General features: G+C 71.6%; 14 protein-coding genes. 4 read left to right on the top strand and 10 right to left on the bottom strand.

Annotated elements, in window-relative coordinates; all coding sequences use genetic code 11:
- The first annotated feature begins 17 nt into the window (after positions 1-17).
- The gene (locus Drose_RS23595; protein ID WP_260723481.1) at positions 18-1,157 is read left to right on the top strand and encodes a site-2 protease family protein; all 1,140 of its coding nucleotides are present in this window, start codon (positions 18-20) and stop codon (positions 1,155-1,157) included.
- Positions 1,158-1,182: 25 nt separating this feature from the next.
- On the opposite strand, the gene Drose_RS23600 is transcribed toward Drose_RS23595, so the two are convergent.
- Positions 1,183-4,788 carry a hydantoinase B/oxoprolinase family protein gene (locus tag Drose_RS23600; protein WP_260723482.1) on the bottom strand — a complete coding sequence of 1,202 codons (3,606 nt, stop codon included), beginning with the start codon at positions 4,786-4,788 and terminating at the stop codon, positions 1,183-1,185.
- Positions 4,789-5,073: 285 nt separating this feature from the next.
- Between Drose_RS23600 and Drose_RS23605 the strand changes: the two genes are divergently transcribed.
- Positions 5,074-6,657, top strand: coding sequence for an APC family permease (locus Drose_RS23605; RefSeq protein ID WP_260723483.1), 1,584 nt, complete (start codon positions 5,074-5,076; stop codon positions 6,655-6,657).
- 40 nt (positions 6,658-6,697) lie between these two features.
- On the opposite strand, the gene Drose_RS23610 is transcribed toward Drose_RS23605, so the two are convergent.
- The 3 genes from Drose_RS23610 to Drose_RS23620 form a co-directional block, all read right to left on the bottom strand.
- The gene (locus Drose_RS23610; protein WP_260723484.1) at positions 6,698-7,105 is read right to left on the bottom strand and encodes a pyridoxamine 5'-phosphate oxidase family protein; all 408 of its coding nucleotides are present in this window, start codon (positions 7,103-7,105) and stop codon (positions 6,698-6,700) included.
- 129 nt (positions 7,106-7,234) lie between these two features.
- Positions 7,235-7,879: a zinc ribbon domain-containing protein gene (locus tag Drose_RS23615; protein ID WP_260723485.1), complete on the bottom strand. Its 645-nt coding sequence runs from the start codon at positions 7,877-7,879 to the stop codon at positions 7,235-7,237.
- 272 nt (positions 7,880-8,151) lie between these two features.
- The gene (locus tag Drose_RS23620) at positions 8,152-9,285 is read right to left on the bottom strand and encodes a transposase (RefSeq protein WP_260723486.1); all 1,134 of its coding nucleotides are present in this window, start codon (positions 9,283-9,285) and stop codon (positions 8,152-8,154) included.
- A gap of 618 nt (positions 9,286-9,903) precedes the next feature.
- On the opposite strand from Drose_RS23620, the gene Drose_RS23625 reads away from it, so the two are divergent.
- Complete coding sequence (locus Drose_RS23625; RefSeq protein ID WP_260723487.1) at positions 9,904-10,176, top strand: SHOCT domain-containing protein; 273 nt, start codon at positions 9,904-9,906, stop codon at positions 10,174-10,176.
- Between the two features lie 92 nt (positions 10,177-10,268).
- Here the strand turns inward: Drose_RS23625 and Drose_RS23630 are convergent, their stop codons facing one another.
- Positions 10,269-10,520 (bottom strand): hypothetical protein, encoded by a 252-nt coding sequence (locus Drose_RS23630; protein ID WP_260723488.1) that lies wholly within the window; start codon positions 10,518-10,520, stop codon positions 10,269-10,271.
- 10 nt (positions 10,521-10,530) lie between these two features.
- On the opposite strand from Drose_RS23630, the gene Drose_RS23635 reads away from it, so the two are divergent.
- On the top strand, positions 10,531-11,052 hold the full coding sequence (locus tag Drose_RS23635) for a YcxB family protein (RefSeq protein WP_260729794.1): 522 nt from the start codon (positions 10,531-10,533) through the stop codon (positions 11,050-11,052).
- A gap of 67 nt (positions 11,053-11,119) precedes the next feature.
- On the opposite strand, the gene Drose_RS23640 is transcribed toward Drose_RS23635, so the two are convergent.
- From Drose_RS23640 to Drose_RS23660, 5 genes are all read right to left on the bottom strand, one after another.
- On the bottom strand, positions 11,120-11,905 hold the full coding sequence (locus Drose_RS23640) for an SDR family NAD(P)-dependent oxidoreductase (RefSeq protein ID WP_260723489.1): 786 nt from the start codon (positions 11,903-11,905) through the stop codon (positions 11,120-11,122).
- A 111-nt stretch (positions 11,906-12,016) separates the two neighbouring features.
- Positions 12,017-12,169 carry a hypothetical protein gene (locus Drose_RS23645; RefSeq protein ID WP_260723490.1) on the bottom strand — a complete coding sequence of 51 codons (153 nt, stop codon included), beginning with the start codon at positions 12,167-12,169 and terminating at the stop codon, positions 12,017-12,019.
- Between the two features lie 104 nt (positions 12,170-12,273).
- Positions 12,274-12,753 (bottom strand): cupin domain-containing protein, encoded by a 480-nt coding sequence (locus Drose_RS23650; RefSeq protein ID WP_260723491.1) that lies wholly within the window; start codon positions 12,751-12,753, stop codon positions 12,274-12,276.
- An 86-nt stretch (positions 12,754-12,839) separates the two neighbouring features.
- A complete protein-coding gene (locus tag Drose_RS23655) occupies positions 12,840-13,481 on the bottom strand; it encodes a DUF4328 domain-containing protein (RefSeq protein WP_260723492.1) in 642 nt (213 codons plus the stop codon).
- 133 nt (positions 13,482-13,614) lie between these two features.
- Complete coding sequence (locus Drose_RS23660) at positions 13,615-16,248, bottom strand: phospholipase D-like domain-containing protein (protein WP_260723493.1); 2,634 nt, start codon at positions 16,246-16,248, stop codon at positions 13,615-13,617.
- Between the last annotated feature and the right edge of the window lie 9 nt (positions 16,249-16,257).

The following is a 16,257-nucleotide window of genomic DNA, read 5'->3' on the forward strand; positions in this document are numbered from 1 at the left end:
CCGCCGAGGGAGGAGCCATGAAGCAGAACCTGCGTCTGGGCACCGTCGCCGGCATCCGGATCGGCGTGCACTGGTCGGTCCTGGTCATCATGGCCCTGCTGGTGCAGGTCCTCGCGCTGACGGTCGTCCCGATGGCCGCGCCCCGGCTGCCCGGCGTCGTGCCATGGCTCCTCGGCGTGGCCGGAGCGGTCGTCTTCCTGCTGTCGCTGCTGGCGCACGAGCTGGCGCACGCCCTCGTCGCCCGCTCCTTCGGCATGCGGGTCGAACAGGTCACGCTGTGGCTGCTCGGCGGGGTGGCCGAGCTCGGCCAGGAGCCGCCGAGCGCCCGGGCCGACCTCCTGACGGCAGGTGTCGGCCCGGCCGTCAGCGCCCTCCTCGGCGCCGGCTTCGGCGGCCTGGCGGCGGGCCTCGGCGCCCTCCACGCGCCGGCCGGCGTCGTCGCCGTCTGCGCCTGGCTGGCCGGGATCAACCTCCTGGTCGCCGCGTTCAACCTGCTGCCCGGCGCGCCCCTGGACGGGGGCAGGGTGCTCCGCGCGGCCTTGTGGCATTGGCGCGGCGACCGGTACCGGGCCGCCGCCACCGCCGCCACCGTGGGCCGTGCCATCGGGCTGGGCCTGATCTTCCTCGGCCTGAGCCAGGTCCTGATCACCCGCTCGCTCGCCGGTCTCTGGCTCACGGTGGTCGGCTGGTTCCTCATCTCCGCCGCGGCCGCCGAGGCCGCCACGGACCGCTACCGCGCCCTGCTGGGCCAGGCGCCGGTGTCGGCGGCCATGCACACCCGCTTCGCCTGCGCCGGCCCGCACGCCAGCGTGGCCGAGGCCGTTGCCGGCATCGACATGTCGCCCGGCAACCGGTTCATCGCCCTGCGCACCCCGGAGGGACGGCCGGCCGGTCTGGCCCGCCTCGCCGATCTCGCCCGTGTCCCCGAGTCGGCGCGCGCCGGCACACCGGTGTCCCGGGTCGCGGCACCGCTCGCCACGGTGCCGGTGGTCGAGGCGTCCCGGCCGCTCGCCGACGTCGCCCACCTGGTCGCCCGGGCCGGCACCGCGCTCGTCGTCGACCACGAGCAGCTCGTCGGCGTGCTGGACGCGAACGACATCGCCTGCGCCGCGGCCCGCCGGGACCCGCGCGCGGGACTCCCGGACGGCCCCCACTGAGGCCGGCCGGGTGTCGTCGCGGCGGTCACGGGCTGCCGTATCCGCCGCCGCCCGGCGTCTCGATCACCAGGACGTCGCCGGGCCGCACCTCGACGGTGTCGCATCCGGCGAGGTGGACGACGTCACCGCCGGCGCGCCGCACCCGGTTGACCCCGAGCGCACCCGGCGAGCCGCCCGCCAGGCCGTACGGCGGCACCCGCCGGTGACCGCACAACGTGCTGACCGTCATCGGTTCGCGGAACCGGATGCGGCGCACCGCGCCGTCCCCGCCCCGCCACCGCCCCGCGCCGCCGCTGCCCCGCCGGACGGCGAACGCGTCGACCAGGACCGGGAACCGCTGTTCGAGGACCTCGGGGTCGGTCAGCCGGGAGTTCGTCATGTGGGTCTGTACCACGGAAGCCCCGTCGAAACCGTCACCCGCGCCCGCGCCGGAGGCGACGGTCTCGTAGTACTGGTGCCGGGCGTTGCCGAAGCTGACGTTGTTCATCGTCCCGGACCCCTCGGCCTGCAGACCCAGCGCGCCGTACAGGGCCCCGACGATCGCCTGTGCCGTCTCGACGTTGCCGGCGACCACGGCCGCCGGGTGCGCCGGGGCGAGCATCGTGCCGTCCGGCACCACGATGCGCAGGGGGCGCAGGCAGCCCTCGTTGAGCGGGATGTCGTCGGCGACCAGGGTCCGGAAGACGTACAGCACCGCCGCGACGACGACCGACGTGGGCGCGTTGAAGTTCGTCTCCAGCCGTGGTGACGTCCCCGTGAAGTCGACGGTCGCGCCGCGGTTGACGCGGTCCACGCTGACCCGCACCGCGATCGTCGCGCCGGAGTCCGTCTCGTAGCGGTACTCGCCGTCCGCAAGGGTGTCGATGACACGGCGTACCGCCTCGTCGGCGTTGTCCTGGACGTGACGCATGTAGGCCTGCACCACGTCGAGGCCGAAGTGGTCGATCATCCTGCCCACCTCGTCGACGCCCATGGCGTTCGCGGCGATCTGCGCGCGCAGGTCGGCCAGGTTCGTCGCCGGGCTGCGGGACGGGTAGGGCGCCTCGGTGAGCAGCCGCGCCGTCTCCTCCTGCCGGAACCGGCCGTCCTCCACCAGCAGCCAGTTGTCGAACAGCACACCCTCCTCGTGCACGGTGCGGCTGTTCGCGGGCATGGAACCGGGTGTGCGCCCGCCGATCTCCGCGTGGTGGCCGCGCGACGCCACGTAGAACGGGATCCGCGGCCGGCCGGCCGCCTGGAAGACCGGGGTGATGACCGTGATGTCGGGCAGGTGGGTGCCGCCGTGGTACGGGTCGTTGACCGCGTAGACGTCTCCGGGCCGCATGTCGCTGCCCCGCCGGCGGATGACCTCCTTGATGCTGGCGCTCATCGAGCCCAGGTGGACCGGAATGTGCGGCGCGTTGGCGACGAGATTGCCGTCCGGGTCGAACAGGGCGCACGAGAAGTCCAGCCGCTCCCGGATGTTCACCGACTGCGCGATGGACTCCAGCCGCGCGCCCATCTGCTCGGCGATCGACATGAAGAGGTTGTTGAAGATCTCCAGCAGCACGGGGTCGGCCTGCCTGCCCGTGCCGGGTGCCCGCGGGACGGACCGCACCCGGTGCATCAGCAGGTGGCCGTGCGGCGTCACACCGGCCAGCCAGCCGTCGTCGACCACCGTGGTCGCGTCGGCCTCGGCCACGACGGCGGGGCCGCTGACCGTGTCGCCGGCGCGCAGGTCCGGCCGTTCGTGGAGCGGCACGTCGTGCCAGGCCCCGCGGCTGAACAGGCGCACCGTCTCCGGCGGCGCGGCGACCGCGGCCGGATCGGCGTCACCGGGACGCGTCAGGTCCGGCTGCTCGCTCAGGCCGACCGCCTCGACGGTGACCGCCTCGGCGATCAGCGGACGATCCATCAGGAAGGAGTACGTCCGCCGATAGGCCGTCTCGAACGCCGCCACCATGGCGTCCACGCCGGCCAGGTCGACCGGCACGGCGGTGTCGGTGCCGTCGTAGCGCAGTCGCACCCGGCGGCTGATCCGGATCCGCTCGGCCGGCACGGCCTCCTGCGACAGCTCCGAGCGTGCCGCCGCCTCGAGGGTGTCCGCGACGTCGGTCAGCACCGCCGTCGCCGCCGGCTCCAGGCGGACCTCCACCGACTGCTCACGCATCGCCGTGGTGTCGGCGAGCCCGGTGCCGAGCGCGGACAACACGCCCGCCATCGGCGGGACGAGCACGGTGCGGATGCCCAGCGCGTCGGCCACCGCGCACGCGTGCTGGCCGCCGGCACCACCGAACGTGGTGAGCGCGTACTCGGTGACGTCACGGCCCTTCCGCACGGAGATGCGCTTCACCGCGTTGGCCATGTCGGCGACCGCGATCCTCAGGTAGCCCGCCGCGATCTCTTCCGGGCTCCGCGCGTCGCCGGTCGGGCCGGCGACGCGGGCCGCCAGCTCGGCGAACCGCCGCCGCGCCACGTCGGGATCCAGCGGTTGATCGCCGTGCGGGCCGAACACACGCGGAAACGTCCGGGGCTGGATCCGGCCGAGCACCACGTTGGCGTCGGTGACGGTGAGGGGTCCGCCGTTGCGATAGCAGGCGGGGCCCGGGTCGGCCCCCGCGGAGTCCGGCCCGACCCGGTACCGCGCGCCGTCGAAGTGCAGGATCGATCCGCCCCCGGCCGCGACGGTGTGGATGTCGATCATCGGTGCGCGGATCCGCACACCGGCCACCTCGGTGTGCAGCACCCGCTCGTACTCACCCGCGAAGTGCGACACGTCGGTGGAGGTTCCGCCCATGTCGAAGCCGATCACCTTGTCGAGACCGGCCAGTCGCGACATGCGTGCCATGCCGACGATGCCGCCGGCCGGGCCGGAGAGCACGGCGTCCTTGCCGCGGAACCGCCCGGCTTCGGCCAGGCCGCCGTTCGACTGCATGAACATCAGGCGTACGCCGTCCAGTTGCTCCGCCACGGCCCCGACGTAGCGGCGCAGCACCGGCGAGAGGTAGGCGTCGACCACGGTGGTGTCGCCGCGGGCCACCAGCTTCGTCAGCGGGCTCACCTCGCTGGAGCAGGACACCTGGTCGAAGCCGATCCGCTCGGCCAGCGCCCCGATCCGCCGCTCGTGCGCGGGATGGAGGTGGCCGTGCAGGCAGACCACCGCGACCGCGCGGATGCCCGCGTCGTGAGCACGGCGCAGGTCGGCGGCCAGCCGGTCCAGGTCCGGCGGGCGGAGCACCGTGCCGTCGGCTGTGATCCGCTCGTCCACCTCGATCACGCGCTCGTACAGCGGCTCCGGGAGCACGATGTGCCGGTCGAAGATCCGCGGCCGGTTCTGGTAGCCGATCCGCAGCGCGTCACCGAAGCCCTTGGTGATGACGAGCGCGGTCCGCTCACCGGTGCGCTCCAGCAACGCGTTGGTGGCGACCGTCGTGCCCATCCGCACCGTCTCGACGAGGCCGGCCGGGATCGGCGCCGTGTCGGCGATGCCGAGCAGTGCCCGGATGCCGGCGACCGCGGCGTCCCGGTAGCGGGCCGGGTTCTCCGACAACAGCTTGTACGTCAGTAGCCGGCCGCTGTCCGGCCCGCGGGCGACGATGTCGGTGAAGGTGCCGCCGCGGTCGACCCAGAACTGCCACTGTCCGCCGGTCATCCCGATCCCGCCCTCAGCCGGGGCCGCCGCCGGCTCCCTGCTGACGCATGCCGGCAACCGCGTACCCTACCGCGATCAACGGCACGGGACTCGCCGACCGGCGCGCCACCGACCGGCCTCGGTGCCGTTTCACCCGCACCGTCACCCGGCGCCCGGACCGGCCCCGGAAGGGCGTCCGCACCGGTCCGGGCGCCCGATGCCCGCATGATCGGCGACCGGCTGGGAAGTCGTGGATCCGCGCCGGACGCCGACGGTGTCGTCGGTGACAACGTTTGAAGGCATCCCATGGCCAGCACTCCTGCGGGCGACGCCCTCGTGAACGCGACGATCGACGGAATCCACGAGAAGTCGCGGCTGCGGAAGAGCCTGCGCCGCTTCGACCTCGCGTTCTTCCTGATCTGCACGGTCGTCGGCCTCGACACGATCGGTGCGGTCGCGAAGAACGGGGCCCAGGGGTTCACCTGGCTGATCTTCCTCGCCGTCGCCTTCTTCGTGCCCTACGGGCTGCTGATGGCCGAGCTGGGCTCGGCCTTCCCGTTCGAGGGCGGCCCGTACGTCTGGTGCCGGCTGGCGTTCGGCCGTTTCGTCGCCGCGCTGGTCACGGTGTTGTACTGGGGTTCCAACCCGATCTGGCTGGGCGGGACGCTGACCATCCTGGCGGTCTCGGTGTTCAGCGACTTCGTCACCCCGCTGCACGGACCGGCGGAGCTGGGGTTCGCCCTGGCGTTCATCTGGTTCGCGGTGGCGTCGGCGATCGTGTCGTTCCGGTTCGGGAAGTGGGTGCCGAGCGTGGGCGCGTTCGTCCGGCTGGCCGTCGTGGGCTTCTTCACCGTCTCGGTGCTGCTGTACGCGGTGCGCAACGGTGTGCACGGCTTCGACGCCCCGGCGTTCGCACCGGGGTACGCCGTGTTCATCGCCGTCGTTCCCGTGCTGATCTTCAACTACGTCGGTTTCGAGCTGCCCAGCTCCGCCAGTGAGGAGATGGTGGACCCGCGCCGGGACGTGCCGCGCGCCATCGCCTGGTCCGGTGCCGGCGCGGTCCTGCTCTACGGCCTCCCCGTCCTGGCGATCCTGCTGGTCCTGCCGGCGGCACGCGTCACCGGCGTCGGCGGCTTCCTCGACGCGGCGAAGGAGGTGCTCACCGTCTACGGAGGCACCGTGCGCCCCGACGGCACGGTGACCCTGACCGGCACCGGCAAGATCCTCGGCGCGGTCACCGCGGCCGCGTTCATCTGGGCGTTGCTGTCCAGCGGCACCACCTGGATCATGGGCGCCGACCGCGCGCAGGCGGCGGCCGGTTTCGACGGCGCCGCCCCGCGGGCGCTCGGGCGCATCGCACCCCGGTTCGGCACGCCGGTCACGGTGAACCTGCTCAGCGGTGTCGTCTCGACCGTGGTGATGCTGGTGGCGTTCCGGCTGTCCGGCGGCAGCGCGGACAAGTACTTCACCATCGCGCTCGGCGTCGCCATCTCCACCACGACGATGTCGTACCTGGGCATCTTCCCGACGCTGGTCCGGCTCCGCCGCACCCGTCCCGACGAGCACCGCCCGTACCGCGTCCCGGGTGGCATGACCGGGGCCTGGATCGCCGGCGGCCTGACCACGTTCTGGGCCGCGGTCGCCACGGTATGGCTGCTCTGGCCGGGGCTCGGCGTCGACTGGTTCGGCGCCTCGGGCAACCCCGACCAGGCGCTGCCCGCCGGCATCGGGCGGGCCGCGTTCGAGCTGATCCAGGTCGTCCCGGTGGTCCTGCTGCTCGCGGTCGGGGTGCTGTTCTACGTCCTGGGCGCGCCCACCCGGGCCCGGCGGGCCACGCCGGACGAGGTGTCCGCGACGGACGAGCGCGGCATGGCACCCGACGACCGCTGACGGATCTCGCCGGACACCCCGCGGGCCGGTGCTCGTCCGGTCAGCGGCCGGCTCCCAGCTCGTATCCGGTGACCAGGTCGCAGTCGATGCCGATGATGCAGTTCATCGGCTCGTCCACCCAGGGACGCAGCAGTTGCTCGTACCGCGTCTGCCTTGCCGGGTCGAGGATCAGCCGCGCGGTTCCGGTGACGACGACGGTCCAGCCGGTACGCGCCTCGACGTCGATCATGTCGGCCTCGTAGGCGACGACGGCGCCGCCCCGCTCGGTGGCGGTGGACGGAAGGCTCGCGCCCAGGCTGCTGCGGATGATGATCGTCTCCCCGTCGAGCAGGTGGTTCACCGGCCGGATCGCCGGAAGCGCGCGCAGCGTGAACACGACCCGGCCCACGGGCACCGAGGCCAGCAGTTCGAGACAGCGCTCGCGGCCCAACGGTTGCATCGGCGCCATCCGCCCACCTCCCAGACGTTCGACCCTTCCCCGCCGATCGCCGCGGTGCCAGGGCACAACGGCCCGCCACGGACGGGACTTTGGGCCCTTTCCGGCAGGCGCGGCCGCCACGGCCGGCTCCCGCCCGGCTCAGTGCAGCGCCCGGCCGCAGTCCATGCAGAACATGGCTCCGATCTTGTTGTTGCCGCTCCCGCAGCCGGAACAGTGGACCTTCGGCGCCAGCGAAGCCCCGCACATGGAGCAGAACCTGCCCCCGTCCACCCTGACGCCGCACGACGGGCAGACGACGACCGCGCGCGTGTCCATGTCCTCGCCGGCCGTCCAGTCGGACTGCTGGGCCCGCTGCCAGATCTGGTCGCGCTGTGCCGCGGCCTGCGCGCGGGCGATCTCCTCGGCCACCGCCGGCGCACACCTGAGGCATTGGCCGATGTCGCTGTTCCAACACATTGCGGCGCACATCCAGTCGCCACAGCCGCGGCACTGGCGGAACTCGTCGCGCACCCGCTCGACCGCCTCGGCGAGCGCCCTGTCCTTCGCCGGGGAGTTGGTGGCCCGATCGTACTGCCACTGGTCGACGGAGCGGCTCACACTCTGGGCGAACCCGCCGAACAACGTGCCCGCGGCGCGCAGCAGCTTGCGGCCGGTCTCCACGTTGTCGCGCTTGAACGGCGAACGGTGACCGTTGCCGCATCGCTCACAGCGGAACTCGAACTGGTAACCCTGCGTATTGGAAAGATCTCGAATATTGTCGGTGAAAGGCACAAGAGCAGCCACGACGCGAGACTAGCCAGTCGAATCCACCGAGCATTCCGGGAAAAGCGAACGAGCCACACATTCCGGCCGGCAGGTCCGCGTGCCAATCTCGACCCGCGCACTGTGATCTTGCGCGGCGAATTCCGATACCGTAGACCGAACCGGGTGTTTCCGGGCCGAGGCCGCGACGTCGACCGGGCCCGCCGGCACCGCCGCCCCACCGACGGCCCGTCCTCACCTTGCCAACTCGAACAAGACAGCCGGATCTCTCCCATGATCTGTGAAGTGTTTTGTCAAGTGGTGGTGGCGGTGGCGTTCATGATCCGGTAGAGGTGCCGGGCGAGGTAGCGTTTGAGGCATCGAAGGATTTCGTTGGTGTTGCGGCCTTCGTTGCTGCGTCGGGTGAGGTAGTCCCTGGTCGGGGCGTGGCCGATGCGGCGGCGGGCGGTGATGATGGTGTGTAGGGCGGCGTTGAGGGTGCGGTCACCACCGCGGTTGAGGCGGTGGCGTTGGTGGCGGCCGGAGCTGGCGGGGACGGGCGCGGCGCCGGCGAGCGCTGCGAACGCCGCTTCGGTGGGTACCCGGCCGTGGTGTGACCAGGCGGTGAGCAGGGTCGCGGCGCTGACCGGTCCGACGCCGGGCAGGTCCAGCAGGGCCGGGCAGATGTCGGTGACCAGGTCCCGCAGTTGGCGCAGGTTCGCGGCGACGAGCCTGTTGAGGTTGGTGACCATGACCGCGAGATGGCTGAGGTGTTCACGGCGGACCGCGGCCTCGATGCCCGCACCCGAGCCGACACCCGAGCCGACACCGGTGCTCGTGGCGGTGCTCGTGGCGGTGGTGCGCAGGATACGGATCTGGACGGCGGTGGCACATCCACGCAACTGCTCGCGGAGCTCGTCGTCGGCGGTCAGGATCATCGACTTGATCACGTTGATGGTGGCGGTGCGGGTGTCGGTGTAGTGCCGGCGGGTGACCAGTAGCAGGCGCAACGCCTCCCGGACACCGTCCGCGCGGGGCACTGCCAGGCGTGTCCCCCCACTCCCCACACTCCCCACACTCCCCCCATCCGCCCGGCCCCGCGACCCGCCCGACCCGCCCGACCCGCCCAGTTGGGCCAGGTGGGCGCGGGCGGCGTGGACCGCGTCGAGGGGATCGGACTTGCCGCCTCGCCGACGCCGGCTGCTCACCGGTTTCGGCGCCTCGTACACCCGCTGCCCCGCCGAACGCAGTTGCCGGACCAGGCCCAGCCCGTGGGTGCGGGTGCCCTCCACCGACCAGTGCAGCACCTGCCCGGCCGGGACCAGCCCAGCCACCCAGCCCAGCAACCGGTCCCGGCCGGCAGGGTCGGTACCCACCTGGATCTCGGCGTGGACCCCGCCGAGATGGTCCAGCAGCGCCACCGCATGCGTGTCGGTGTGGGTATCCACACCGACCACCCACTGCGGGACACCCGGACCAGCCGATGCAGTCGATGCATCTGTCACGATGGACATGACAGTGCTTCCCTTCTTCTGGCGGTTGCCGTCGACACGGCGTCGGCCCGGGAACACACCCTGCGGCATATCTGTGATGAGTCACGTGGGCAAACACGGACAGGCTTCTGATCAGGCCAGCAGCGTGCACGGGTCGACGCCGGCCGTGTCGGTGGACAGGTCAAGAACAAGGCACACCAACCGGCAGCCAGATCATGGGTGGGTCACACCTACACGACCGGCATCGAACCTAACGGATCACGAACCCCGGGCCCGATCACCACCTCTATAGAAGCGTCAAGGAGTCGCCCCGGCCGGAACACGCCGCCCCGGCTTGATCATGGGGTCGAGCGGTGTGGCGGCGACGCCTCCGAGCCCCGCGCCCGAATGAAGGGGCTGTTGGGCCCGGCCCCGCGGGCCCGGCGCGGACGGGGGCCTTTCGTCCGTGCCGCAGGTGACGTTCTCCCATGCCGGCCGGACCCGCCGGGAGGGATGGTAGAGATGTGCGGCCGCGCTCCTTCCGCGGTGACGAGAGCACGAGGCCGTTCGACGGAGACGGATGGAGTGATCACGATGATGCACTGGGGCTACGGCATGGGAGGCGCCGGCCTGGCCCTCATGACGTTGAACACGGTGCTGTTCTGGGGCCTGGTGGTCGCCGGCGTCGTCCTGCTGGCCCGCTATTTCGGTCGTGGTGCACAGGCTCCCTGGACAGCCGGCTCACGACCGACGCCGCAGCAGTTGCTCGCCGAACGGTTCGCCCGGGGTGAGATCGACGAAGACGAGTACAACCGGCGGCGACAGGTGCTGGGCGGCACCGCGCCGACCCACCGGCCCGGCGGCTGACCGACGCCGAGCGGTGCGCGTACGACTACTTCGCCACCTGGTATCCGGCCTCGCCGACCGCGGCGCGGAGCGCGGCGTCGGCGAGGGGCCGGTCACTGTCGACGGTGACCGTGCCGCCGGACGGGTCCCAGCACCACGGCCAATCCGCCGAGGGTGTCGACGTGGCCGCGCGCGGCCAGGCCGGTCGTACCGGTGACGAGGGTGCCGACCGGGAAGACGAAGCTCCACCAGGCCAGCAGCGTGAACGGCAGGCCGCCGTCGGCGGTGCGGAACGAGCCACAGCATCGCGAACACGTGGCGGGGCCGGCCCGGCTGCTCCGGTATCCTGGTGTGTTGCCGACCACGGGAGTCCACGTGCACATACGGTTCGACGTTCCCGCCGACCCGGCCTACGCCGTGCGGGTCGCCGACGTGATGAGCGGCCTGTATCTGCGCAAGTTCCGTTACATCGGGCTGGGACTGGTGGTGGTCGGCCTGGTCGGCCTCGTCGTGCCGCTGCCGAACCGCGACACGGGGATCGGCGCCACCCCGGTCTTCACCATGATGATCGTCGTCGGGGTGCTGTCCATCCTGTTTCCGTTGTGGATGCGGTATTCCAGCCGCCGCCGCGCCACCGGGCTCGCCGTCGACGGCGGCTACGACATCACCGACGACACCATCATGATGCGTAGCGGTACGGAGAGCCGGGGCATCGCGTGGGAAGGCGTGAGCCGGGTGGTCGAGACCCCGGACTTCTGGATCCTGTACGTCGGCAGGATCGCCTCGACGGTCGTCCCGCGGCAGCTCATGGCACCGCACGACGAGCAGACCCTCCGCGCGTTCCTGGTCGGGCGCGGCAGCCTCCCCGCCGACGGTCGCACCGGCCGGCGGGTGTGACCACACCCGCCGAGTGCCGGCCGGCCGGGCCGGGGCCCCACGACGGCACCCCGGACCGGCCTTCGGCTCACGGTGTCGGATCGTCGCTCAGACGTGCACCGGTCAGGTCGGCGCACAGCGCCAGCAGCTCGTCCAGCAGCACTGGATCTCGGCTGCTGGCGGCGGGCCGCCAGTCGCGTTTCGTGAAGTAGCGACCGGACACCAGTGCGTCCGGCGCGTCGCTGGTCGCGAGCCAGGCCAGCGTCCGGGCGGCTTCGGCCGGATCCGTCGGCGCGTCGGGCCCGCCCATCCTGGTGCGCACCCAGCCCGGATCTACCGCGTTGCTCAGCGTGTCCGGCCAGCGCCGCGCAACCGCGAACGCGAGCAGCAGGCAGTGCAGCTTCGACGTGCTGTACGCCTCGAAGCCGTTCCACGGGCGCGTTGCGTAGTTCACGTCGCCCAGGTCGGCGACACCGTCGGCGGCGAGCGCCGAGGAGATGAACACCAGCCGCCCCGGACGTGGCATCAGCGCCGTCAACAGGTACGGCGCGAGGACGTTGACCTGGAACGTCAACTCCAGGCCGTCCTCGGTCAGCGCCCGTTCCGAACTGTCCAGCCGGGCGATCCCGGCATTGTGCACCACGGCGTCGAAACGCCCGGAAGAGGCCAGGGTCGCCGCGAGCGACCTGGTCTCGCCGAGCGAGGCGAGGTCGCCGACCACCACGCCGGCCGCGGCCGGAACCGCGGCCTTGGCCGCCGCCGCGCGCTCCTCGTCACGGGCGTGCAGGACGACCCGGTGCCCGTCGGCGGCGAGCCGCAGGGCTGTTTGCAGGCCGATACCGTCGGCCGATCCGGTCACGAGAACATCGGTCACAACATCCACCATCGTTTGTGCATCGGTTTCCCATCTGACGTCGAGGCGTCGATGGTGACAGCCGGGAGTTGTGATCCATTTGCGGCACAATTGCAGGCGACCGGTCCGTCCTCAGAAGTCGTCCTTACTGACCAGCATGTGGGCCCGTCGGCTCCGTTCGGTGTCGTCGGGCTCGCGTAGCAACTGGGCGACCATGCGGAAGTCGCCGGCCGGACAGCGGCCGCCGCGGTGCTCGACCGTCCAACGTGGACCAGCGGCAGCCACGCGGAAGCCTTCGCCGTTGTGGAGAACCGTGAACGACCTGCGCGCCGAGGACGGCCAATTCGCGGACACCGGCACGCCCGGCACGCCGGGCTGACCGGCCGTGGTCAGTCGGCGTGCCGGTCCGGGTCGGCCTGCGCGGGCTGGACGCTCCAGGTGGGAGGCGTGTCGGCGCCGGAGTGCTCGTCCCGCTCGGCGTCCTCGGCGGTGGGCTGGACCTTGCCCGGCGCGTGGTGTACGGGGGCGTAGACGGCGTAGAGCCGCATCGGCTCTTGACCGGTATTGGTGACGTTGTGCCAGGTGCCGGCGGGAATCAGGACGCACCAGCCGTCGGTGACCTCCTGCTCGAAGGTGAGCCGGTCCGCGGCCGGCCCCATCTCGGCCCTGCCTTGTCCCGCGTCGAGGCGCAGGAACTGGTCGGTCTCGGGGTGCATCTCCAGCCCGATGGACTCCCCGACCGGAATGGACATCAGGGTGACCTGCAGAAATCGACCGGTCCAGGCGACGGCGCGGTAGTTGGTGTTGCCGGTGGTGGCGGCCTCGAGGTCAAACGAGCTGGGCCGGGGTCCGACGTCGGTGATGGCCATGGCGCTGGCGGTCCTCCGCTCACTGGTGGATTTCGCGGCTGGTCACCACCGTATCGCCAGCGGCGCGGCGCGGCCACCACGTACGGTCATCCCGCCGGCTTGGTGTCCTGCCAGGTCGAGACGCGGCGGACGAGGACGGCGGCGAGCACCGCGGCCAGGACACCGGCGCCGCCGCTGACCGCCGCGACGAACACCGGGGTGTGCACCTCCGTCGCGCCGCCGGCGCGGGTGGTGGTCTCGGTGTACGTGAAGAGGCTGACCAGCAGCGCGATCCACCAGGCGTTGACGAGGCGGGGTGAGGTCCAGGTGCGGTCGGGTGAACTGCGGGCGTAGATCTCGCCGACGACCAGGTTCGGGATGACGAGGTTGGCCAGCGGGATGAACCAGCCACCGATCGTCCAGCCCTTGCGCCAGTTGACGTTGTCGTCGGCCCGCCGGTCGAAGTTGTCGCGGGCCAGGTAGAGCCACGTGATGAAGACCACCAGCACCAGCAGCCTGGCCGTGTTGAGGATCGTCGACACGGTGTCCACGGTGGAGAAGACGCTGAGGCCGATGTTGGTCTCGGTGGCCACGATCCTGCGGGTCTCACCGGTCTCACCGGTCTCGGCGTCGCGCACTGCATCCAGCATGGCGAACAGATGGGCCAGGCCGACGGCGGCCAGGGCGGCGACGACGATCCAGCCGATGGTCTGCAGCCGGTGCGGTGTGGCAGTGCGCACGTCACTCATGCCTCGGAGAGGTTAGGCGCTGCGCACCGGAGCCGGCCGGTGTGTGTCGGATAGCGGCGCCGGCCCTTGACGTCACCACCCGGACCGCCGGTGGCGGGGAGGCCGTCGACGACCTCCCCGCCACCGGCCGGGATCAGCAGGTCTGCGCGCAGTTGCGCAGGCCGTAGCGGATCTTGAGCTGGGTGCCGCCGTTGCCGTCCCAGTCGTCGACGTAGACGACGGTCAGGTGACCGCCCTGGTCCGCGCCGATCGCCGGGGCGTCCTGACGGTTGGCGGTGAACACGCTCAGCCGATACTCGGGGAACAGGTTGCCCGTCCCACCGTCCGGGCCGATGCCGCGGGCCCACACCTCGGTGCCGCTGCTGGCGCTGGTGAGCCCGGTCACCTGCCCGGACTCGTGCCAGGTCACCACGGCGTTGCCGGAGCCGTCGACGGCGACGTCCGGATGCGCCTGGCGACCGACCCGGTCGGACTGGTACGCCGTCTGTGTCGTGACCGAGTAGGCGCCGGCGGAGTCGGTCGTCCATCGGTAGATCGGGCCGCTGACGGTGCGGGCGGCGAACGCGGCGGTCGTCCCGGTGAAGCCCCGCACGTAGATCAGCGACTGCGGGTTGCCGTCGTAGCCGGTCCGGCCCGAGTAGCTGTCCGTCCAGGCGGCGTACCAGGTTCCGGACGCCCCGATCGCGACCGACGGCTCGAGTTGCTGGCCGTCGGAGAGCGTGCCGGTGTGGACGGCGACGATCGAGCCGAACGAACCGGTCAGGATGCCGGTCTTGGCCCAGACGCTGTAGCCGCCGTTGCCGTCCTCGTCGTCCTCCCAGGCGACCGCGACGGTGCCGGAGGCGTTGATCGCGAGATCCGGCTTGCGGTAGGTACCGTTGGCCACCGCCTGTACCGGCACGTCGTAGCCGCCGCTCACCGGTGAGAGCCGGGTGTCGGTGGCGCTGAACGAGGCGTAGCGGATCGAGCTCGCCCCGGCCGGGGTCGTGTCCTGCCAGGCGACGCCGAACCGGCCGTCGGGCAGCACCGCGATCGACGGTTCGCTCTGGTTGCCGTCGGCCTGTGCGTTGACGTTGACGATCGGGGTCATCGTCCCGTCCGGGTGGACGCGGCGGGAGCGGATCTCGTAGCCGCCGTTGCCGTTGCTGTCGTCGGCCCACACGACCACCGCGTCGCCGTTGCCGGCGAGGCCCACGTCGGGCGTGCGGTAGTTCCAGTTCGTACTGCCGCCGGTGCGGACGACGACGTCGGACTGGCGCACCCCGTCGACGAAGCGGCCGAGCCGGATCTCGTTGCCGGTGCCGGTCAGCGAGCCGGAGCTGAACGCGACCACGCCGACGTGCTGCCCGTTCGCGTCGCGGTAGGCGGCGACCGCCGGCTCGAACTGGTCGCCGGTGGCCACCTGGTTCGCCGTGGCGAAGGTGGCGTCCGGGTACCGCGACGGCGCGATCTTCACGGCCGCTTCCGTGATGGCGGCGAAGTCGGCGACGAAGCCGTTGTAGACGGTGGTGTCGTCGATCCGCATGAGCGTCTCGTCGTTCTTCTTCAGCGCGCCGTTGGTGAGGTTGTGCGAGCCGGTGTACACGTACCGGTGCATCTGGTTGTCCTTACGGGACACGCCCTGCACGAGCACGTACTTGGAGTGGATGCTGCCGTCGGAGCACTCGGCGTTGACGGCGGAGCCGACCCCGAAGAACGACTGCCGGCAACCGCCCGGGTCCATCGCGTAGACGCCGATGCCGCGCGCGGCCAGGTCGTCCATCGCGTCCTCGTGCTCGCCGGTGGCGACCTCGACGGTGCAGCCGGCGTCGAGCTTGTCGCCGAGCGCGTCGATCACCTCGGGCCGGGCCTCGCGGAACGCCCACATCGCCATCCGGATCACGTCGTCCGTGCCAGTCGTGGAGCACTGCACGTCGTCGATGGCGGCGGCGAAGATGTCGTGGCGCACGCTCTGCGGGTTGAACGAGCTGGTGATCTCGTTGTCCTCCGCGGTGCTCGGGGAGTCGCGCGGCGAGAACCAGAGCCGGAACGGCCCGGCGTCGACGTGGCCGGTCTCGTAGAACTTGCTGCTGCCGGCGCCGGTGGCGGCCGGCTTGCGGTTCACGTAGTCGCGGTAGGCCGTGGCGAGCGCGGCGTTGCCCGAGACCTCGACGAGATTCTGGAACATCTGCTGCTGCGGGTTGGTGGGATTGTACGACCCGACGAGGGTGACGTCGGTGCGTCCGTCGGACAGCTCGCTGAACACCCAGAACTTGTTGTGGTCGATGCCGACGCCGCCGCCGGCGCAGGAGGCGAGGCAGCGCTTGACCCACGAGCCGCTCGCGCCCGACGTCCACGCCGGCAACCCGGCGACCAGCGCGTTGACCTGGGGGGACTGGTTGCACACGGCCGGGTCACCGCCGGTGCAGGCCTCGACGAGCAGGCGCACCTTGACCCCGCGCCCGTGCGCGGCCAGCAAGTGGTCGGTGATGGCCTGGTCGGTGAAGGTGTACAGCGACGCGTAGAGCGTCGACCCGGCCTTGCTGGCCTGGACCAGGGTGTCGATCTCGTCGCGCAGACCGGTGGTCTGGTACTGGGTGAACTGCGGTCCGGTCTTGGTCGGGTCGGGGGCGGCGTAGTCGGCGTCGGGGACCGGGTCGAGGTTCGGGCGGAGGAACAGGACCTTGACCGAGCCGCTGGTGACGGTGACGGTGGTGGCGGCGGCCTGTGCCGCTGTGCCGAGGACCATGCTGATTGCCAGTGTGAGCGCCAGTAACGGACGGCGCATGACGGTGCT

The sequence above is a fragment of the Dactylosporangium roseum genome (assembly GCF_025264685.1).
Classification (GTDB): Bacteria; Actinomycetota; Actinomycetes; order Mycobacteriales; family Micromonosporaceae; genus Dactylosporangium; species Dactylosporangium roseum.